Genomic DNA, 21,261 nt, shown 5'->3' with positions numbered 1-21,261 from the left:
CATGAGTCAGTTGAAGGTCTTGCGCGCGGCCGACTATCCGCGCATGCCGTGGAAGAATGGCGGCGGTAGCACTGAAGAAATCACCCGCGATGCGGGCACCGGCCTGGACGGTTTCGGCTGGCGCCTGTCGATTGCCGATATCGGCGAGTCGGGCGGCTTCTCTACCTTCGCCGGTTATCAGCGGGTGATTACCGTGCTGCAAGGCGCGGGCATGCGCTTGACGGTCGACGGCGAGGACGCGCGCCCACTGTTACCGCTGGATCCCTTTGCCTTCAGCGGCGAGAGCCAGGTGTCGTGCACCCTGCTGGGTGGCGCGATCCGCGACTTCAACCTGATCTATGCGCCGCAGCGTTATAGCGCGCGGCTGCAGTGGTTGGAGGGTGAGCAGCGTTTCTTTACTGCAGCGGGCAGCGTGTTGGTGTTCAGTGTCACCGAGCAACTTGAAGTCAGGCTGAGTGAAGGTCCCCAGCAACTGGGTCGCCATGATTGCCTGCAACTGGACGCTAACCGCGGCTTGCTGGAAATCTCCGTCAATGGCCCCTGCTGCGTGATCGAGTTGACGCAGCACCGGTAATGCCGGTTATTCCCGTTCGAGGATGAAGCCTCGAACGGTGTCTTCCAGCTCACTCGACATCCGTTTGAGTGCATGAGTGGTTGTCACGACGTCCTGTTGTGCCGAGACATTTTCCTCAATACGCTGGGCGACGGTTTCCACATTGCGCGCGACGTCTTCACTGGCTACACGTTGCTCCTGCAAGGCGTGGGAAATCTGCCTGACCGCGTCGAGTGACTGATCCAGCGCGCCTTTTACATCATTCATCGATGCGCCAGCACTGTCGATCAGTTGCTGGCCCTGAAGCACCCGCTCACGACCGGCGCTCATGCTGTTGTTCGCTTTGCGCATGCCGCTCTGGATCGTACTCACCAGCTTCACGATCTCGGCGGTGGAGCGGGTCGTGCGGATCGCCAGCTCGCGTACTTCTTCGGCAACTACGGCAAACCCGCGGCCTTGGTCCCCGGCCCGGGCGGCCTCGATGGCGGCATTGAGTGCGAGCAGGTTGGTTTGTTCGGCGATGCTGTGGATCACGTCGACGATTTTCCCGATGGAATTGGAATGCAGGGTCAGTTGATCGAGATCGCTCGATGTCTGGGTCACCAACTGCGCGATTTGCTGCATTTCGATGATGGATCGGTCCATGGTGGCAATGCCCTGGACGGTGATCTGTTCGGCTTTTTGCGTGGTATCGCGCGCTTGTACGGCACTCTCGGCGATGTGGGTGATGTTGGCCGACATCTGTTCAGCGGCCGCGGCAATCGAAGACGCTGCACTGGTTTGCTCGGCGGCCTGTTTCAGGCCTTGCTCGGACGAGGTGCCGAGGCTTTTCGTCGAGGCCTCGATGTGCCGCGAGGCCTCGCGAATTTTGCCGATCATGGTACGCAGGCTGCGCCGCATCGCCTCGACGGACTGCATGACCCCCGTAGTGGTTGCGGTGATGGTTAGCGGATCGAAGAGCTGGCCCTGAGCGATGTGCGTGCTGATGGCGGCCAGTTCGTGAGGCTCGGCACCGAGGTAGCGCAGCAGTCTGGCGCAGAATATCGCGGCGTAGAGGCTGGCGAACAGCAGCGTCAGCGCCAGGACTATAGCCTCCAGCTTCATATAGAAATCGTAGCGGGCGTGACTGAACTCGTACTGTTTTCGGGCCTCTTGCAGTTGAACGTCGGTCAGTTGCGAAAACAGTGAGGTCAACGGGTCGATCAAGGGGTAGAGCTGTCGGGCGGCGAAGCGCTCCAGGTTCGGGTTTGAGATTGAGAGGTCCCTGCTGTTCAGTAGCGCCTGCAAATGCCGCAGCGGAGCTTCGGTTGCTTGCATCAGCGGGGTGATTTCGTCGATCAGTTGCACTTCGTCGGCAATCAAGTGCGTCGACTGGTAGTTGAGCCAGCGTTGTTCGATCTCCGGCAGCGCCAGGCTGATCTGCTCCGCCGCTTGTGCTGCGGTGTAGATGCCGTCCCGGGCCTTGTGTATGGCGTCGACGATCTGCACGGAATACAGCGCGGAAATTTTCTTCAAGTCTTGCAGCGGGATGACCCGGTCGAGGTAAACCGTCTCCAGTCCCTGGACTGTGGAGCGCATCCCGTACAGCCCGAGTGCGCCGATGCACATCAAGCTGGTCAGCAGGGTGCCGGCAAGCAATAGGAGATGGGTTCTGACTTTCCACTGTTTCATTGCGGGTTCCTCGCAGGAGTGACTTCAGGGGGTGGTCATGAAGTCGGCGAGGATCAGTGGCGGTAGAGTCGGACGCATCTAATGAGGTTGTAGGGTGTTTCTGGAATGCGCTGAATTGGGCACTACGTGTTACCGAACGCCCCACCGTGGCGAAAAACCATGTTGCAGTAACATCGGGCATGCCCTCGAAAAACTCCCCACGAAAAAAATCATCCGCGCCAGAGCCCTTGTTCCTGGCGCTCTCCAGCCATTTCAGGGTTTTTCTTGAATGCTTGTCCAGCAAGTTGGCCGCTCGATTGCATATGCTTGTATGTACAAGTAAAGACGTATGCGTATGAGTCACGAAGACTCGACCATCGTCCACAGATTCGCTGGTGTGCATCGTTGTTCGCCGGCTTGCTCGCCCGCCGCCTGGGTTGGTTTGGATTGATTGCTGAGGAGTTCTGTTCGTGACCGAGAATAAGCCTACGAAATACCGTGACGTTGAAATCCGCGCTGCCCGCGGTAACAAACTGACCGCCAAGAGCTGGCTGACCGAAGCGCCGCTGCGCATGTTGATGAACAACCTCGACCCGGAAGTTGCCGAGAACCCTAAAGAACTGGTGGTTTACGGCGGTATCGGTCGCGCAGCGCGTAACTGGGAATGCTACGACAAGATCGTCGAAAGCCTGACCAACCTGAATGACGACGAGACCCTGCTGGTGCAATCCGGCAAGCCGGTCGGCGTATTCAAGACCCACGCCAACGCCCCGCGCGTACTGATCGCCAACTCCAACCTGGTGCCACACTGGGCCAGCTGGGAACACTTCAACGAACTGGATGCCAAGGGCCTGGCCATGTACGGCCAGATGACCGCCGGCAGCTGGATCTACATCGGCAGCCAGGGCATCGTCCAAGGCACCTACGAAACCTTCGTCGAAGCCGGTCGCCAACACTACAACGCTGACCTCAAAGGCCGTTGGGTGCTGACCGCAGGCTTGGGCGGCATGGGTGGCGCCCAGCCTCTGGCTGCAACCCTGGCTGGCGCTTGCTCGCTGAACATCGAATGCCAGCAAGTGAGCATCGACTTCCGCCTGAACAGCCGTTATGTCGATGAGCAAGCCACCGACCTCGACGACGCGCTGGCACGCATCGAAAAATACACCAAGGAAGGCAAGGCGATTTCCATCGCGCTGCTGGGCAACGCGGCAGAGATCCTGCCGGAACTGGTCAAGCGTGGCGTACGCCCGGACATGGTCACCGACCAGACCAGCGCCCACGACCCACTGAACGGCTACCTGCCGGCCGGCTGGACCTGGGAAGAGTACCGCGCCCGTGCCAAGACCGAGCCGGCTGCCGTGGTCAAAGCCGCCAAGCAATCGATGGCGGTGCACGTCAAGGCGATGCTCGACTTCCAGAAAATGGGGATTCCGACCTTCGACTACGGCAACAACATCCGTCAGATGGCGCAAGAAGAAGGCGTGGAAAACGCCTTCGACTTCCCAGGCTTCGTACCGGCCTACATCCGTCCGCTGTTCTGCCGTGGCATCGGCCCGTTCCGTTGGGCTGCACTGTCGGGCAACGCTGAAGACATCTACAAGACCGACGCCAAGGTCAAGGAACTGATCCCGGACGACGCGCACCTGCACAACTGGCTGGACATGGCGCGCGAGCGCATCAGCTTCCAGGGTCTGCCAGCACGTATCTGCTGGGTTGGCCTGGGCCTGCGCGCCAAGCTGGGCCTGGCGTTCAACGAAATGGTGCGCAGCGGCGAGCTGTCGGCACCGATCGTGATCGGCCGCGACCACCTGGACTCCGGTTCGGTATCGAGCCCGAACCGCGAAACCGAATCGATGCAGGACGGTTCCGATGCCGTGTCCGACTGGCCACTGCTCAACGCCCTGCTCAACACCGCGAGCGGCGCGACCTGGGTTTCCCTGCACCACGGCGGCGGCGTCGGCATGGGCTTCTCCCAGCACTCGGGCATGGTGATCGTCTGCGACGGTACCGACGAAGCGGCTGAGCGTATCGCTCGTGTCCTGCACAACGACCCGGCCACTGGCGTAATGCGCCACGCCGACGCCGGTTACCAGATCGCGATCGACTGCGCCAAGGAACAGGGCCTGAACCTGCCGATGATCACCGGCCAGTAACGCACTACCCGTAGGAGCCGGCGGGCAGCCAGCTCCTGCATCAGTGATGTCGGCAGAGATTGCTTGTGCAGGCTGAAAACCGTGGATTAATGACCATGCTGTTGAAAGACCCGGCCTCGCTGCAAGAGACATTTGCCGATTTGTACTGACTTCTAACCAAGACCAGCGTGCCAAGGCGCCACCCCTCAAAAGCGGGAAGCGACGGACAACGGATACTTCCGGAGCGTCTGGTTAATAAACTCTCAAAAGGAGAATGAATGTGACTGCGCTGAACCTAATCCCAGGCCAACTGAGCCTTGCCCAACTGCGTGCCGTGTATCAGCAGCCGGTGCGTGTGACCCTGGACGACAGTGCTTCGGCACAGATCGACGCCAGCGTGGCCTGCGTGGAACAGATCCTCGCGGAAAACCGCACCGCCTACGGCATCAACACCGGTTTCGGCCTGCTGGCCTCGACCCGCATTGCCAGCGAAGACCTGGAAAACCTGCAGCGCTCCCTGGTGCTGTCCCACGCCGCCGGTGTTGGCGAGCCGATCAGCGATGCGCTGGTGCGCCTGATCATGGTGCTCAAGGTCAACAGCCTGAGCCGTGGTTTCTCCGGTATTCGCCGGGTGGTGATCGACGCCCTGATCACCCTGATCAATGCCGAGGTGTACCCGCATATCCCGCTCAAAGGCTCGGTCGGTGCATCCGGTGACCTCGCGCCCCTGGCCCACATGTCGCTGGTCCTGCTGGGCGAAGGCAAGGCCCGTTACAAGGGTGAATGGCTGGAAGCGACCGAGGCGCTGAAAGTCGCCGGCCTGGCGCCGCTGACCCTGGCTGCCAAAGAAGGCCTGGCGCTGCTGAACGGCACCCAGGTATCGACGGCCTACGCCCTGCGTGGTCTGTTTGAAGGTGAAGACCTGTTCGCCGGTGCCCTGGCACTGGGCGGCCTGACCGTGGAAGCCGTGCTGGGTTCGCGCTCGCCGTTCGACGCGCGCATCCACGCTGCCCGTGGCCAGAAGGGCCAGATCGACGCGGCCGCAGCCTACCGCGACCTGCTGGGCGAGCGCAGTGAAGTGTCTGATTCGCACCAGAACTGCGACAAGGTCCAGGACCCGTACTCCCTGCGTTGCCAGCCGCAAGTCATGGGCGCCTGCCTGACCCAGTTCCGCCAGGCCGCTGAAGTGCTGGCCGTCGAAGCCAATGCCGTGTCCGATAACCCGCTGGTTTTCGCCAGCGAAGGCGATGTGATCTCCGGCGGTAACTTCCACGCCGAGCCAGTGGCGATGGCCGCTGACAACATGGCCCTGGCCATCGCGGAAATCGGCTCCCTGAGCGAGCGCCGCATTTCGTTGATGATGGACAAGCACATGTCGCAACTGCCGCCGTTCCTGGTGGCCAACGGTGGAGTCAACTCCGGCTTCATGATCGCCCAGGTGACTGCGGCGGCCCTGGCCAGCGAAAACAAGGCCCTGGCGCACCCGCATTCGGTAGATAGCCTGCCGACTTCGGCCAACCAGGAAGACCACGTGTCCATGGCCCCGGCGGCAGGTAAGCGCCTGTGGGAAATGGCTGAAAACACCCGTGGCGTTCTCGCGGTCGAGTGGCTGGCTGCCTGCCAGGGCCTGGACCTGCGCGACGGCCTGAAAACCTCGTCGAAACTGGAAAAAGCCCGCAGCACCTTGCGCGCCAAAGTGCCGTTCTACGAGAAAGACCGCTTCTTCGCGCCGGACATCAACGCCGCCAGCGAACTGCTGGCTTCGCGTTGCTTGAATGAACTGGTGACGGCGAAGTTGCTGCCGAGCCTGTAAGCGCCCCATCGCGGGCAAGCCGGCTCCCACAAGGATTGCGCTGAACCTGTGGGAGCAGGTTTGCCTGCGAATCGATTTGCTTCGACAAAAATAATAGGGACGAGCAATGCAACAGCCAGACAAAGGCTTGAAACGCGGGCTATCCGCCCGACATATTCGCTTCATGGCACTGGGGTCGGCGATCGGCACCGGGCTTTTCTACGGTTCCGCCTCGGCCATCCAGATGGCCGGGCCTGCCGTGCTGCTGGCCTACCTGATTGGTGGCGCCGCGGTGTTCATGGTCATGCGCGCCCTGGGCGAGATGGCCGTGCACAACCCGGTCTCGGGTTCCTTTGGCCATTACGCCAGCACCTACCTGGGGCCCATGTCCGGCTTCATCCTGGGCTGGACCTACGCCTTCGAGATGATCATCGTCTGCCTGGCCGACGTCACGGCCTTCGGCATCTACATGGGCTTCTGGTTCCCGGAAGTCGCGCGCTGGATCTGGGTGCTGGGCATCGTGCTGCTGATCGGCGGGCTGAACCTGTGCAACGTCAAGGTCTTCGGCGAGATGGAGTTCTGGCTATCGCTGCTGAAAGTCGCCGCCATCGTCGCGATGATCCTCGGCGGTTTTGGCATCATGCTCTTCGGCATCGGCACGGCCAGCACTGAAACGGCTCCCGGCCTGAGCAACCTGTGGGCCCACGGTGGTTTCATGCCTAATGGCATCGGCGGTGTGATTGCCTCCCTGGCGGTGGTGATGTTCGCATTCGGCGGCATCGAGATCATCGGTATCACTGCCGGTGAAGCCAAGGACCCACAACGGGTGATTCCACGGGCGATCAATGCGGTGCCCCTGCGGATCCTGCTGTTCTACGTGCTGACCCTGTTTGTGTTGATGGCGATCTACCCATGGCCACAGATTGGCAGCCAGGGCAGCCCGTTCGTGCAGATCTTCGACAGCCTGGGCATCGGCGCGGCGGCAACTGTGCTTAACATCGTGGTGATCTCGGCGGCAGTATCGGCGATCAACAGCGATATCTTCGGTGCCGGACGCATGATGTACGGCCTGGCGCAGCAGGGCCACGCACCCAAGGGGTTTGCCCAGCTGTCGAAACAGGGCGTGCCGTGGATGACCGTGGTGGTCATGGGCGCAGCGTTGCTGGGCGGCGTGGTGTTGAATTACCTGATCCCCAAGGATGTGTTCCTGGTGATCGCCTCGATCGCGACTTTCGCCACCGTCTGGGTGTGGTTGATGATCCTGGTGACCCAAGTGGCCATGCGTCGTTCGATGACCCGCGAGCAAGTCGCCGAGCTGAAATTCCCGGTACCGTTCTGGCCTTATGCGCCGGCGGCCGCGATAGTGTTCATGCTGTTTGTGTTTGGTGTGCTGGGTTACTTCCCGAGCACCCAGGCAGCGCTGGTAGTCGGTGCGGTGTGGATCGTCTTGCTGGTGATTGCTTATAAATTGTGGGTCAAGCCGGCTGCCCCAACGGCGGTCGAGGTGAGTCGCGACCCTTCCATGTCCCATCGATAACCTAACGGAGGCCTGGGATGAAAACTCTCTGGCAACACTGCCACGTTGCAAGCATGGCCCAAGGCACTTACTCGATCATCGAGGATGCCGCCATCGTGACGTCAGGTGCGCACATTGAGTGGATCGGCCCACGTAGCGAGCTGCCGTCGGATTATTACCCCGAGGTCCATGACCTCGCGGGGGCCTGGGTGACCCCGGGCCTGATCGACTGCCACACGCACACGGTGTTTGGCGGCAACCGCAGTGGCGAATTCGAGCAGCGCCTGCAAGGGGTCAGCTATGCCGAGATCGCTGCCGCCGGCGGGGGCATCGCCAGCACCGTGCGCGCGACCCGTGCCGCAACGGAGGACGAACTGTTCGCCAGTGCCGCCAAGCGCCTGAAAAGCCTGCTGCGCGACGGCGTCACCAGCATCGAGATCAAGTCTGGCTACGGTCTGGACCTGGTCAGCGAGCGCAAGATGCTGCGTGTCGCCCGGCGCCTCGGTGAGGCGTTTGCGGTCAGCGTGCGCACCACCTGCCTGGCGGCCCACGCCTTGCCACCGGAGTACGCCGATCGCAGCGACGACTACATCGAGCATATCTGCAACGAGATGCTCCCGGCCCTGGCGGCTGAAGGGCTGGTGGATGCGGTGGATGCGTTCTGCGAATACCTGGCGTTCTCGCCGGCGCAGGTAGAGCGGGTGTTCATCGCCGCGCAGAAGCTGGGTCTGCCCGTGAAGCTGCACGCCGAGCAGTTGTCGTCGTTGCATGGCTCCAGCCTGGCGGCGCGTTATCAGGCGTTGTCGGCCGATCACCTGGAGTTCATGACCGAAGACGACGCCATCGCCATGGCCGCGGCCGGTACGGTAGCCGTACTGCTGCCTGGGGCGTTCTACTTCCTGCGCGAAACCCAGTTGCCGCCGATGGATGCCCTGCGCAAGCACGGCGTGAAAATCGCCATCGCCAGCGACCTCAACCCCGGCACGTCGCCGGCCCTGTCGGTGCGCCTGATGCTGAACATGGCCTGCACCTGCTTTCGTATGACGCCGGAGGAAGCCTTGGCTGGCGCGACAATCCACGCCGCCACTGCGCTGGGCATGGCCGATACCCACGGTTCGCTGGAAGTGGGCAAGGTTGCCGACTTCGTCGCCTGGCAGATCGATCGTCCGGCCGACCTGTCGTACTGGTTGGGTGGTGACCTGGAAAAACGCGTCGTGCGTCACGGCGTTGAAGTCGAGATTTAGGAGAGCAGCTGTGGATAAGGTTCTGAACTTCCAACAAGGCCGGGTGCCGCTGCTGATCAGCATGCCGCACGCCGGTGTGCGCCTGACGCCAGCCGTCGAGGCCGGGTTGATCCCCGCCGCGCAAAGCCTGCCGGACACTGACTGGCACATTCCGACACTCTACGAGTTCGCCCAGGAACTGGGCGCCAGCACCCTGGCGGCGGAGTATTCGCGGTTCGTCATCGATCTCAATCGTCCGTCTGACGACAAGCCGCTGTACGTCGGCGCGACCACCGGCCTGTACCCGGCGACCCTGTTCGACGGCGTGCCGTTGTTCCGCGAAGGGCTGGAGCCGTCTACCGAGGAGCGCGCACGTTATCTGGAGCAGGTCTGGACCCCGTACCACCGCACGCTGCAGCAGGAGTTGGCGCGGCTCAAGGCCGAGTTCGGCTATGCCATGCTGTTCGACGCGCACTCGATTCGCTCGGTGATCCCGCACCTGTTCGAAGGCAAGCTGCCGGACTTCAACCTCGGCACCTTCAACGGTGCCAGTTGCGATCCGACGCTGGCCACCGAGCTGGAAGCGATCTGTGCTGGCCACAGCGATTACAGTCACGTGTTGAACGGGCGCTTCAAGGGCGGCCACATCACCCGGCATTACGGCAACCCGGGCGAAAACATTCATGCGGTGCAACTGGAGTTGGGGCAGTGCACCTATATGGAAGAGTTCGAGCCGTTCCGCTACCGCCCCGACCTGGCCGCTCCGACCCAGGTGGTGCTCAAGCAACTGCTGCAAGGGATGTTGGCCTGGGGGCGGCAGCGCTATAGCGCATAACCCGACTCACTCCCACAGTGAATTTGGGTGCTGGCTGATTTTGCCCCCCCAATAAAAAATTCCTGTGGGAGCCGGCCGGGCCGTGCTCCGCTTGCCCGCGACAGCGCCCACACAAGCGTCGCAAAAACCGTATTTTCTTCAGGGACATGCTCATTGCGCTATTCGGGTTTATGATGCCCAACGGCAGAATAATAGAAGTCCCCCCAGGGATGACCTCGACCCCTTACGGAGCGCGCAATGCAGACTTTGTACCCGCAGATCAAACCTTACGCCCGGCACGATCTGGCCGTCGATGAAACCCATACCCTGTACGTCGACGAAAGCGGATCACCGGAAGGTTTGCCGGTGGTGTTCATTCATGGCGGCCCGGGGGCGGGTTGCGATGCGCAGAGCCGGCGCTACTTCGATCCGAATCTGTATCGCATTGTCACTTTCGATCAGCGTGGTTGCGGCCGTTCGACCCCGCACGCCAGCCTGGAAAACAACACCACCTGGGACCTGGTTGCCGACCTCGAGCGGATTCGCCAGCACCTGGGCATCGACAAGTGGGTGCTGTTCGGTGGCTCCTGGGGTTCGACCCTGGCCCTGGCCTACGCACAAACCCACCCAGAGCGCGTGCACGGCCTGATTGTGCGCGGGATTTTTCTCTGCCGCCCGCAGGAAATCGAATGGTTCTACCAGGCCGGCGCCAGCCGCCTGTTCCCTGATTACTGGCAGGACTACATCGCGCCGATTCCCCAGGACGAACGCGACGATCTGCTCAACGCCTTTCACAAGCGCCTGACCGGCAACGACCAGATTGCCCAGATGCATGCGGCCAAGGCCTGGTCGCTGTGGGAAGGCCGCACCGCGACCCTGCGCCCGAATCCGTTGGTGGTCGATCGCTTTTCGGAGCCGCAGCGCGCGCTGTCGATTGCCCGGATCGAATGCCACTACTTCACCAACAACGCCTTCCTGGAACCCAACCAGCTGATTCGCGACATGGGCAAGATCGCCCACCTGCCTGGCGTCATCGTGCATGGCCGCTACGACGTGATCTGCCCGTTGGACAATGCCTGGGAGTTGCATCAGAACTGGCCCAACAGTGAACTGCAGGTGATCCGCGACGCCGGGCACGCTGCCTCCGAGCCGGGTATCACCGATGCCCTGGTGCGGGCTGCCAACCAGATGGCGCGGCGCCTGCTCGACCTGCCGCCTGAAGAAGCATGAAGGGCCTGTTGCAGCGCGTGCGTGGCGCGCGCGTCGAGGTAGCGGGGGAGGTTGTCGGCTCGATCGACCAGGGCTTGCTGGTCCTGGTGGCCGTTGAACCCGACGATACCCGGGCCAGCGCCGACAAACTTGTGCAGAAGCTGCTTAACTATCGGGTATTCAGCGACGCCGAGGGCAAGATGAACCTGTCCTTGGCCGATGTCGGCGGGGGGTTGCTGTTGGTCTCGCAGTTCACCCTGGCCGCCGACACCAAAAATGGCCTGCGCCCGAGCTTTTCGACCGCTGCCCCTCCGGCACTGGGCGAAGAGCTTTTTGACTATTTATTAGGCAAAGCACAGCAGTTGCATGGCAATGTGGCATCAGGCAGATTTGGCGCGGATATGCAGGTGCATCTGGTCAATGATGGCCCGGTGACCTTCCTGTTGCAGACCTGAAAGCGTTTGAAACATCTTTTCAGGGCTGTTTCGGGGTGAAACAGGGGTTTTTCGCAATAAATACTTTGTTACCCCTGATGCGTTGTAACGCGGGCTACTAGATAATCCCGCGCTACGGGGATCAGCGTTCGTTGGCCCATTTTTGACTTAGGTAGAGACTTGTTCACGACCGTTTGGGGAATCATTTTGCCCCATCGGAGTCGGAACAATGCTCGCCAACCTGGCATATAGATAGCTGGCCGTTGGTTTTTTGATCTGTTTTCGGCGAGGGTTGCTCGTGATTGTTAGTCCCTGTACTGCACCAAAATTGTCTGCCAAACGGTTACGAAACGCACTGGCGACAGGCTCTGCCCTGTTTTGCCTGCTCAGCGCCGGCCAGCTTTGGGCATTCAATCTGAACGATGTGTCGGCCAAGGCAAAAGAGCTGGCTGGGCAGAAATACGAGGCTCCGCGCAGCAATCTGCCGAACGAATTTCGCGAAATGAAATTCGCCGACTATCAAAAAATTCGTTTCCTGACCGAAAAAGCTGAATGGGCCGATAAAAAGACCCCGTTCAAGCTGTCGTTCTATCACCAGGGCATGCATTTCGATACGCCGGTGAAAATCAACGAAATCACGGCAAACACCGTCGAAGAGATCAAGTACGACCCAAGTCGTTTCGATTTCGGCGACGTCAAGTTTGATCCCAAGGCCACCGAACAACTGGGTTATGCCGGTTTCCGTGTGCTTTACCCGATCAACAAGGCCGACAAGCAAGACGAAATCATGACCATGCTCGGCGCGAGCTATTTCCGCGTCGTCGGCAAGGGCCATACCTATGGGCTGTCGGCCCGTGGCCTGGCGATTGATACCGCGCTGCCGTCGGGTGAAGAATTCCCGCGTTTCACCGAGTTCTGGATCGAGCAGCCGAAGCCGGGCGACAAGCACCTGGTGATTTTCGCCCTGCTGGATTCGCCACGTGCCACCGGCGCCTACCGCCTGACCCTGCGTCCTGGCAGCGACACCATTGTCGACGTCAAGGCGCAGATGTTCCTGCGTGACAAGGTCAGCAAGCTGGGCATCGCCCCGCTGACCAGCATGTTCCTGTTCGGCGCCAACCAGCCATCGAAGGTCCTCAACTACCGTCGCGAGCTGCACGACTCCAGCGGCCTGGCGATCCATGCCGGCAACGGCGAGTGGATCTGGCGTCCGCTGAACAACCCGAAACACTTGGCCGTGAGCAACTTCTCGGTAGAGAACCCACGTGGTTTTGGCCTGCTGCAACGTGGCCGCGACTTCAGCCACTATGAAGACCTCGACGACCGCTACGACAAGCGCCCAAGCGCCTGGATCGAGCCAAAAGGTGATTGGGGCAAGGGTTCGGTCGACCTGGTGGAAATTCCTACCGCCGACGAAACCAACGACAACATCGTGGCTTTCTGGAGCCCGGAAAAACTGCCGGAGCCTGGCCAGCCACTGGATGTAGCCTATCGCCTGCACTGGACCATCGACGAAGCAGCCCTGCACGCCCCGGATAGCGCGTGGGTCAGCCAGACCCTGCGTTCCACCGGCGACGTCAAGCAATCCAACCTGATTCGTCAGCCAGATGGCAGTGTTGCCTACCTGGTGGATTTCGAAGGTCCATCCCTGGCAGCCCTGCCGCCGGAGGCCGACGTTCGTAGCCAGGTCAGCGTGGGTGACAATGCCGAGCTGGTCGAGAACAGCGTGCGCTACAACCCTGAAACCAAGGGCTGGCGCCTGACCCTGCGGATGAAGATCAAGGACCCGAGCAAGTCGACCGAGATGCGTGCGGCCCTGGTGCAGCCCATCGTGCCGGCGGACCTGACCAAGACTTCGCTGCCAAGCTCCAATTCCTCGGTGGCCAAGGCCGACAAAGTGGCCGCCAAGCAGCAAGAGAAAGCGGACAAGGAAGCCAAGCAGGCAGAAGCCAAGCAAGCGGACGCCAAACAGGCTGACGCCAAGCCCGCTGCCGAGAGCAAGACCAAGGACAACAAAGACGCCAAGCAGCCAGTTGCTGCCGAAGCGGCCCCAGCCACACCGGAATCGGCGCCGACTGAAGAAGTCTTGACCGAGACCTGGAGCTATCAGTTGCCTGCCGATGAGTAATTCCCAAGCACAGCCAGAGTCGCTCAGCGAGTATCTGGCGCATTTGCCGATGACCGATGAGCAGCGCGCCGAGTTGGCGGGCTGCAAATCCTTCAGCGAACTGCATGAACGCCTGTCCTCGTCGACCTTCGACGCACCGAGCGAGGCCGCACAGGCCTCGGTCGGCCGTCGCCTGACCCTCAACTCCGCCGAGGAGCTGGAAGAGGCCGAGATGCTGGTGCTCGACGCCAGCGGCCGGGTGTGCCTGAAAGCCACCCCGCCGATCCGTCGGACCAAGGTCGTGCCCGAGCCGTGGCGTACCAATATCCTGGTGCGCGGCTGGCGTCGGCTGACCGGTCGCACCAATCCGCCGGCACCGCCCAAGGATGAACGTGTGCTGCCGGCCGCGCGCTGGCGCACCGTCGGTTCGATTCGCCGCTACATCCTGCTGGTGCTGATGCTCGGGCAGACCATCGTTGCCGGCTGGTACATGAAAGGCATCATGCCGTACCAGGGCTGGTCGTTCGTCGACCTGAACGAAGTCCTGCATCAACCGCTGATGCAGACCGCCACGCAAGTGCTGCCATACGCCTTGCAGACCAGCATCCTGATTCTGTTCGGGATTCTGTTCTGCTGGGTCTCGGCCGGTTTCTGGACCGCGCTGATGGGCTTTCTCGAGCTGCTGACCGGTCACGATAAATACCGCATCTCCGGTAAAAGTGCCGGCAACGAGCCGATTCCCAAAGACGCCCGCACCGCCTTGGTGATGCCGATCTGCAACGAAGACGTGCCCCGGGTATTTGCCGGTTTGCGCGCCACGTTCGAATCGGTGGCCGCCACTGGCGATCTCGATCGTTTCGATTTCTTCGTCCTCAGTGACAGTAACGACTCCGATATCTGTGTCGCCGAGCAACAAGCCTGGCTGGATGTCTGCCGCGAAGCCAAGGGCTTTGGCAAGATCTTCTATCGCCGCCGTCGCCGTCGGGTCAAACGCAAGAGCGGTAACCTCGACGACTTCTGCCGTCGCTGGGGGGGTGACTACAAGTACATGGTGGTCCTCGACGCCGACAGCGTGATGAGCGGTGAATGCCTGACCAGCCTGGTGCGCTTGATGGAAGCCACGCCGGACGCCGGGATCATCCAGACCGCGCCACGGGCGTCGGGCATGGACACCCTGTATGCGCGCATGCAGCAATTCGCCACCCGGGTCTACGGCCCGCTGTTCACCGCCGGCCTGCACTTCTGGCAGTTGGGCGAATCCCACTACTGGGGGCACAACGCGATCATCCGCATGAAGCCGTTCATCGAGCACTGCGCCTTGGCGCCGTTGCCCGGTAAAGGCGCGTTTGCCGGTGCCATTCTGTCCCACGACTTCGTTGAAGCCGCGCTGATGCGCCGTGCCGGCTGGGGCGTGTGGATTGCCTACGACCTGCCGGGCAGCTACGAAGAACTGCCGCCCAACCTGCTGGACGAACTCAAGCGTGACCGTCGCTGGTGCCACGGTAACCTGATGAACTTCCGCCTGTTCCTGGTCAAGGGCATGCACCCGGTGCACCGTGCGGTGTTCCTGACGGGCGTGATGTCCTACCTGTCGGCGCCGCTGTGGTTCTTCTTCCTGGTGCTGTCGACGGCGCTGCTGGCGGTCAACACGCTGATGGAGCCGCAGTACTTCCTGGAACCGCGCCAGTTGTATCCGCTGTGGCCACAATGGCACCCGGACAAGGCCATCGCGCTGTTCTCGACCACCATCGTGCTGCTGTTCCTGCCGAAGTTGTTGAGCATCATCCTGATCTGGGCCAAGGGCGCGAAAGAGTTCGGCGGCAAGTTCAAGGTCACCCTGTCGATGCTCCTGGAGATGCTGTTCTCCATGTTGCTGGCGCCGGTGCGGATGATTTTCCACACCCGGTTTGTGCTCGCCGCGTTCCTCGGCTGGGCCGCGACCTGGAACTCGCCACAGCGTGACGATGACTCCACGCCCTGGAGCGAGGCAGTCAAGCGTCACGGTCCGCAGACCCTGCTGGGCTTCTTCTGGGCCTTGCTGGTGATCTGGCTGAACCCGAGCTTCCTGTGGTGGCTGGTGCCGATCGTCGGTTCGTTGATGCTGTCGATCCCGGTGTCGGTGATCTCCAGCCGTGTGGGCCTGGGCCTGAAGTCCCGTGACGAGAGCCTGTTCCTGATTCCTGAGGAATACAATCCGCCACAGGCCTTGCTGGCGACCGACCAGTACACCCACGAGAACCGTTGGCACGCCCTGAACGACGGCTTCATCCGCGCCGTGGTCGACCCGCAGCAGAACGCCCTGGCGTGTGCGCTGGCGACTTCGCGTCACGGTCAGGCCGAGCCGATCGAGTGGTTGCGCACCGAGCGGGTACGCCATGCGTTGAAAGTCGGCCCGGCCGGCTTGAACAACCATGAGCGCCTGCAGTTGCTCAGCGACCCGGTAGCCCTGGCTCGCCTGCATGAGCAGGTCTGGAGCGAAGGCCACGCCGACTGGCTGGACGCCTGGCGGGCTTCGGTGAAAGCCGACCCCCATGCGCCGCTGTTGCCGCTCAAGCCCTTGAGCTTGCAGGCACAACCGGCCTGATGAAAAAGCCCCGCCGATCCGCGGGGCTTTTTTTTGCCTGAAACTTCGTAACCACTTGTGCAAACGGCCGAGTGCGTTAGCATCGCTCCCTTCTTTGGTGTGCCCGGACAACCTTTGTGTCCGTATCGGCCGTTTTCCACAAAAAAGCGTTCGATTGCGCGCCTTACTACAAAAAGATTGGGGACTTTGATGATGAAGAAGTATCTCTCGATGCTGATGCTCGGCGTCTCGGCACTGGTAGCAGTCAACGCGGCGCAGGCCGGCGCCATCGACGATGCAGTCAAGCGTGGCACGTTGAAAGTCGGCATGGATCCGACGTACATGCCGTTTGAAATGACCAACAAGCGCGGCGAAATCATCGGCTTCGAAGTCGATCTGCTCAAAGCCATGACCAAGGCCATGGGCGTCAAGCTGGAACTGGTATCCACCGGTTACGATGGCATCATCCCGGCCTTGCTGACCGACAAGTTCGACATGATCGGCAGCGGCATGACCCTGACCCAGGAACGCAACCTGCGCCTGAACTTCAGCGAACCCTTCATCGTGGTCGGCCAGACGCTGCTGATCCGCAAGGAGCTGGAAGGCACCATCAAGTCCTATAAAGACCTGAACAGCGCTGACTACCGCATCACCTCCAAGCTCGGCACCACGGGCGAAATGGTCGCCAGGAAGCTGATGTCCAAAGCCAAGTACCACGGCTACGACAACGAACAGGAAGGTGTGCTCGACGTGGTCAACGGCAAGGCTGACGCCTTTGTCTACGACGCACCGTACAACGTGGTGGCAGTGAACAAGGTCGGCAACGGCAAGCTGGTGTTCCTCGACAAGCCGTTCACCTACGAGCCACTGGCTTTCGGCCTGAAGAAGGGCGACTACGACAGCCTGAACTTCATCAACAACTTCCTGCACCAGATCCACGAAGACGGCACCTACGATCGTATTCATGACAAGTGGTTCAAAGACACCGCTTGGCAGAAAGACATGGAATAAGGCTTGGTCAGATAGACCGAGTCGCCTCAATCGCTGGCAAGCCAGCTCCCACAGGTTCAGCGTTGGACACAAAAATGCTGCTCACCTGGACCATTGTGGGAGCGGGCTTGCCCGCGATGACGGCCTGACAGGCAACAAACATCCCGGAACCCGCAATGAAACATAAAAAAGCCCAATGGCCCTGGCACGTCCTGACCGTGCTGGTGCTGGTCGGCATGGCCGGCGCGTTGTACTACGCCACCTCGCTGATGTCCTACGAATGGCGCTGGAACCGCGTGCCGCAGTACTTCGCCTATCACGCCGAAGACACCCAGCGTGCCGCCGACATCTCCACCGTCAGCGAACTGGTGCGCAAAGGTGACAAAGCTGAGGTGACCCTGCGCAACGACGCCGGCACCGAGCAAGTGCTGACGGTCGACGACAACAGCCTGCAAGTGGCCCGTGGCGACGATGTAGCCGAAGGCGATGTGATCGGTGTCACCCGACATTGGGCTGCAGGACCGCTGTTGTGGGGCCTGTGGACAACCTTGTGGCTGTCGCTGGTCTCGGGTGTGCTTGGGCTGTTGATCGGCCTGGCAACCGGCCTGTGCCGGCTGTCGAACAACCCGACCCTGCGCGATCTGTCGATCGTCTACATCGAGCTGGTGCGCGGTACGCCGCTGCTGGTGCAGATCTTCATTTTCTACTTCTTCATCGGCACGGTGCTCAACCTGTCCCGCGAGTTCGCCGGGATTGCCGCGCTGTCGCTGTTCACCGGGGCCTACGTGGCCGAGATCATTCGATCGGGCGTGCAGTCGATTGCCCGTGGGCAGAACGAAGCCGCGCGCTCCCTGGGCCTGAATGCCAGCCAGTCGATGCGCCATGTGGTGCTGCCGCAAGCATTCAAGCGGGTACTGCCGCCACTGGCCGGGCAATTCATCAGCCTGGTCAAGGACACCTCGCTGGTGTCGGTCATCGCCATCACCGAGCTGCTCAAGAGTGGCCGTGAAGTCATCACCACCTCGTTCTCGCCGTTCGAAATCCTGTTCTGCGTGGCCGGGCTGTACCTGTTGATCAACCTGCCGCTGTCGAAAATGGCCAGCCGGCTTGAGCGGAGGCTCGCGCAAAGTGATTGAAGTCCGCGATCTGATAAAAGTCTTCGACACCCGTGGCCAGGTGGTTCGCGCGGTGGACAACGTCACCACCCAGGTGGCCAAGGGCGAGGTGCTGGTGGTCATCGGTCCGTCCGGTTCCGGCAAATCGACTTTCTTGCGCTGCCTCAATGGCCTGGAAGAGTTCGATTCCGGCTCGGTGAGCATCGACGGCCTGCAACTGGCCGACCCGAAAACCGACGTGAATGCCTACCGGCGTGAAGTCGGCATGGTGTTCCAGCACTTCAACCTGTTCCCGCACATGACCGTGCTGGAGAACCTGTGCCTGGCGCAGAAGGTCGTGCGCAAGCGCGCCAAGAAGGAGCGCGAAGCCAAGGCCATGGCGCTGTTGGAGAAGGTCGGCATTGCGCAGAAGGCCCACGAGTTCCCGTCGCGCCTGTCCGGCGGCCAACAACAGCGGGTGGCAATCGCTCGGGCGCTGGCCATGGAGCCCAAGGTCATGCTGTTCGACGAACCGACCTCGGCACTCGACCCGGAAATGGTCGGCGAAGTGCTGGATGTGATGAAGACCCTCGCTGTGGAAGGCATGACCATGGTCTGCGTGACGCACGAAATGGGCTTTGCCCGCGAAGTGGCGGACCGGGTGCTGTTCTTCGATCACGGCAAGTTGCTGGAAGATGCTTCGCCAGCCGAGTTCTTTGATGCGCCGAAGGATCCACGGGCGCAGGCGTTCTTGCGTCAGGTCTTGTAAGGGCGCGACTAAATAACTGGTCGGCAGAAACGTTTATCAAGGACTCCACGGACGGGCTTGAACAACATGGACTGTATCTTTTGCAAAATGCTCGCCGGCCAGGCACCCATGCACCTGATCTGGGAGGACGAAGCCCACGTGGCATTCCTCTCCAGCCGTCCCAATACACCGGGCTTCTCGGTGGTCGTGCCCCGGCAGCACGTTGGCAGCTACGCGTTCGCCCAGTCTGACGAGGTATTGTCGGGGTTGATGATCGCCGCGAAAAAAGTCGCACTGCTGATCGACCGCGCGCTGCCGGACGTTGGCCGCACGGGCTTGATGCTGGAAGGCTATGGCATCGACCATTTGCACGCCAAGCTCTTCCCCATGCACGGGACGGGCGACTCCAGCGCCTTCAAACCCATCAGTTCCAACGTCGACAAGTTCTTCGAGCGCTACGAAGGCTATATCTCGTCCCATGACTTCAAGGGTGAGCTCAACCACGACCTCGCGGCCCTGGCGCAGCACATTCGCCAGGTTGGCGGGTGCGACGCCTGAACCGGGAGGCTGTTGCCAGCCTCGCGTGTGCCACCGATCAGACCCTGAATTTACCCACCAGCATCTGCAGATGAGTACCCAACCGCGCCAGCTCAACGCTGGAGGCGGCGGTCTCCTCACTGGCGGCCGAGGTCTGCTCGGACACATCACGCACATTCAGCACGCTGCGGTTGATCTCTTCGGCCACGGCGCTTTGTTGCTCGGCCGCGGCTGCGATCTGCTGGTTCATTGCCTGAATCGCTGAGACGGTGCGGGTGATGTTGTCCAGCGAACCGCCCGCGCGACGGGTGAGCTCGACGCTGCTGTCGGTCAGGCTGCGGCTGTTGTCCAGGATGGTGGCGACCTGCTGGGTGCCGCTCTGCAGGCCAACGATCAGTTCCTCGATCTCTTCGGTGGACTTCTGGGTGCGTTGCGCCAGGCTGCGCACTTCATCGGCGACCACGGCAAAACCCCGGCCGGCCTCACCGGCCCGCGCGGCCTCGATGGCGGCATTGAGGGCCAGCAGGTTGGTTTGCTGGGCCACGGACTTGATCACGTCCAGCACGCTGCCGATCTTGTCGCTCTCGCGCTTCAAATGGCCCATGGCTTCGGTGGAGTGGCCGACCTCGGTGGCCAGGCGCTCGATCTGGGCGATGGCTTCGCCGACCACTTTGTCGCCTTCACGGGCCTGCTGGTCGGCCGCGACGGCGGCCTCCGAGGCCTCTTCGGCGTTACGCGCGACTTCTTGCACGGTGGCGGCCATTTCGTTCATCGCGGTGGCGACCTGATCGGTCTCGACCTTCTGGCTGTTGACCCCGGCGCTGGTCTGCTCGGTTACCGCCGACAGTTCTTCGGCAGCGCTGGCGATTTGCGTGACGCCATCGCTGATCCCGCCAATCAGCTCGCGCAGGCCGACGATCATGCTCTGGATCGCGCGCTGCAGTTGGCCCAGTTCGTCGCGGCGCTGGGAGATCAGGTTGTGCGTCAGGTCGCCGGCTGCCACCCGTTCGGCGGCCTTGAGGGCCTGGTTCAGCGGGATGATGATTTGCCGGGTGATGGCCCAGGCAGCGATCAGGCCGAACACCAGGGCCAGCACCGTACTCAGCAATAGGGTGTTCTTGGCGTGGGCGGCGTCGGTGTCGCGGACGACGGTCTGCGACAGCGTGAGTTTTTTGCTCAGTTCCAGCAGGACGTCGCCTTGATGGGCCATGTCCTTGAGTGCGGTGGCGCTGGCCACCTGGGCATCGCGGTACTGGCTGACCGCCGCGCGGTAGCCGATCAGCGAGTCGCTGGCCTGTTGCAGGTTGCCGACGTGCTGCTCGGGCAGTTGCGCGGGCAGGGCCTTGAGGTAGTCGAGGGCTGCGTCGATGGCGGCCAGGGCCGGCTGTTCGGCCTCGGCCTTGCCGCTGTAGGTGTAGCCGCGGACCTGGAAGCGCGCCTGCTGGAGCAGTTTGCTGAGGTCGATGACGCTGTTGAACTGCGCCACGTTGTCGCCTTGCAGCAGGGCTTTCTCCACTTCGCTGACGCGGGCCACGGCAGCGTCAGCGGTCGCGCCCAGCTTGGTTCTGGCGGCTTCACGATGGGTGGTGGCCTGGGTCATGTCGGCGAAGGCGTGCCGGTACTCGCTGACGGCTTCCAGTTGCTCATTGAGTATGGCGGCGTCGGCGGGCTGCTCGATCATCGTCAGGGCGCTCTTGAGGCCCTGGTCGAGGTTGTTCAACACCTCGTTCACCGCCGCCGGCCCTTGCTCGCCGTGACGCATGTCATAGTCCAGGCGGGCAATGCGCAGGTCTTTGGTCAGTGCGGCGAGGCTGGAGATGAAGCCGAGCTTGTCGCCCCGGCTGATGATGCTGCTCATGCCCGACCAGCCGTTGACGGTGATCAGCAGGGTCATCAGCA

At 61.7% G+C, this 21,261-nt stretch carries 16 protein-coding genes and 1 pseudogene; 14 read left to right on the top strand and 3 right to left on the bottom strand.

What is annotated here, in order from left to right; genetic code table 11:
• Position 1 precedes the first annotated feature (1 nt).
• The gene (locus CKW24_RS09445; protein WP_095167326.1) at positions 2–574 is read left to right on the top strand and encodes a HutD family protein; all 573 of its coding nucleotides are present in this window, start codon (positions 2–4) and stop codon (positions 572–574) included.
• A gap of 6 nt (positions 575–580) precedes the next feature.
• On the opposite strand, the gene CKW24_RS09440 is transcribed toward CKW24_RS09445, so the two are convergent.
• Positions 581–2,224 carry a methyl-accepting chemotaxis protein gene (locus tag CKW24_RS09440; RefSeq protein ID WP_095167324.1) on the bottom strand — a complete coding sequence of 548 codons (1,644 nt, stop codon included), beginning with the start codon at positions 2,222–2,224 and terminating at the stop codon, positions 581–583.
• A gap of 449 nt (positions 2,225–2,673) precedes the next feature.
• Between CKW24_RS09440 and hutU the strand changes: the two genes are divergently transcribed.
• The 13 genes from hutU to CKW24_RS09375 all read left to right on the top strand — a co-directional run bounded on the left by hutU (position 2,674) and on the right by CKW24_RS09375 (position 19,383).
• Positions 2,674–4,356, top strand: a complete 1,683-nt coding sequence (gene hutU, locus CKW24_RS09435; protein ID WP_095167322.1) for a urocanate hydratase — start codon at positions 2,674–2,676, stop codon at positions 4,354–4,356.
• 253 nt (positions 4,357–4,609) lie between these two features.
• Positions 4,610–6,148, top strand: a complete 1,539-nt coding sequence (hutH, locus tag CKW24_RS09430) for a histidine ammonia-lyase (protein ID WP_095167320.1) — start codon at positions 4,610–4,612, stop codon at positions 6,146–6,148.
• Positions 6,149–6,254: 106 nt separating this feature from the next.
• Positions 6,255–7,664 carry an amino acid permease gene (locus CKW24_RS09425; RefSeq protein ID WP_095167318.1) on the top strand — a complete coding sequence of 470 codons (1,410 nt, stop codon included), beginning with the start codon at positions 6,255–6,257 and terminating at the stop codon, positions 7,662–7,664.
• 17 nt (positions 7,665–7,681) lie between these two features.
• Positions 7,682–8,887 carry an imidazolonepropionase gene (gene hutI / locus CKW24_RS09420; protein WP_095167316.1) on the top strand — a complete coding sequence of 402 codons (1,206 nt, stop codon included), beginning with the start codon at positions 7,682–7,684 and terminating at the stop codon, positions 8,885–8,887.
• A gap of 10 nt (positions 8,888–8,897) precedes the next feature.
• Entirely contained in the window at positions 8,898–9,701 is an 804-nt protein-coding gene (hutG, locus tag CKW24_RS09415; protein ID WP_095167314.1) for an N-formylglutamate deformylase, read from the top strand.
• A gap of 237 nt (positions 9,702–9,938) precedes the next feature.
• Positions 9,939–10,910, top strand: coding sequence for a prolyl aminopeptidase (gene pip, locus CKW24_RS09410; RefSeq protein WP_095167312.1), 972 nt, complete (start codon positions 9,939–9,941; stop codon positions 10,908–10,910).
• A complete protein-coding gene (gene dtd, locus CKW24_RS09405) occupies positions 10,907–11,344 on the top strand; it encodes a D-aminoacyl-tRNA deacylase (protein ID WP_095167311.1) in 438 nt (145 codons plus the stop codon). The genes pip and dtd overlap by 4 nt, the downstream gene beginning before the upstream one ends.
• 334 nt (positions 11,345–11,678) lie before the next feature.
• On the top strand, positions 11,679–13,451 hold the full coding sequence (locus CKW24_RS09400; protein ID WP_371917581.1) for a glucan biosynthesis protein: 1,773 nt from the start codon (positions 11,679–11,681) through the stop codon (positions 13,449–13,451).
• Complete coding sequence (mdoH, locus tag CKW24_RS09395) at positions 13,444–16,014, top strand: glucans biosynthesis glucosyltransferase MdoH (RefSeq protein ID WP_095167309.1); 2,571 nt, start codon at positions 13,444–13,446, stop codon at positions 16,012–16,014. The genes CKW24_RS09400 and mdoH overlap by 8 nt, the downstream gene beginning before the upstream one ends.
• A gap of 192 nt (positions 16,015–16,206) precedes the next feature.
• Positions 16,207–17,004, top strand: coding sequence for a transporter substrate-binding domain-containing protein (locus CKW24_RS09390; RefSeq protein ID WP_095167516.1), 798 nt, complete (start codon positions 16,207–16,209; stop codon positions 17,002–17,004).
• 155 nt (positions 17,005–17,159) lie between these two features.
• On the top strand, positions 17,160–18,119 hold the full coding sequence (locus tag CKW24_RS09385; RefSeq protein ID WP_095167307.1) for an amino acid ABC transporter permease: 960 nt from the start codon (positions 17,160–17,162) through the stop codon (positions 18,117–18,119).
• Positions 18,112–18,846, top strand: a complete 735-nt coding sequence (locus CKW24_RS09380; RefSeq protein WP_095167305.1) for an amino acid ABC transporter ATP-binding protein — start codon at positions 18,112–18,114, stop codon at positions 18,844–18,846. Before CKW24_RS09385 ends, CKW24_RS09380 begins: the two co-directional genes overlap by 8 nt.
• Before the next feature lie 66 nt (positions 18,847–18,912).
• Positions 18,913–19,383 carry an HIT family protein gene (locus tag CKW24_RS09375; protein ID WP_095167303.1) on the top strand — a complete coding sequence of 157 codons (471 nt, stop codon included), beginning with the start codon at positions 18,913–18,915 and terminating at the stop codon, positions 19,381–19,383.
• A 37-nt stretch (positions 19,384–19,420) separates the two neighbouring features.
• Here the strand turns inward: CKW24_RS09375 and CKW24_RS28615 are convergent, their stop codons facing one another.
• Entirely contained in the window at positions 19,421–20,134 is a 714-nt protein-coding gene (locus CKW24_RS28615; RefSeq protein ID WP_371917580.1) for a methyl-accepting chemotaxis protein, read from the bottom strand.
• A gap of 144 nt (positions 20,135–20,278) precedes the next feature.
• Positions 20,279–21,220, bottom strand: a pseudogene (locus CKW24_RS28610) (methyl-accepting chemotaxis protein); the annotation flags it as partial.
• Between the last annotated feature and the right edge of the window lie 41 nt (positions 21,221–21,261).

It is taken from the genome of Pseudomonas sp. Irchel 3H3 (assembly GCF_900187635.1).
In the GTDB taxonomy this organism is placed as follows: Bacteria; Pseudomonadota; Gammaproteobacteria; order Pseudomonadales; family Pseudomonadaceae; genus Aquipseudomonas.
This window is presented reverse-complemented; position numbering and strand designations above follow the sequence as displayed.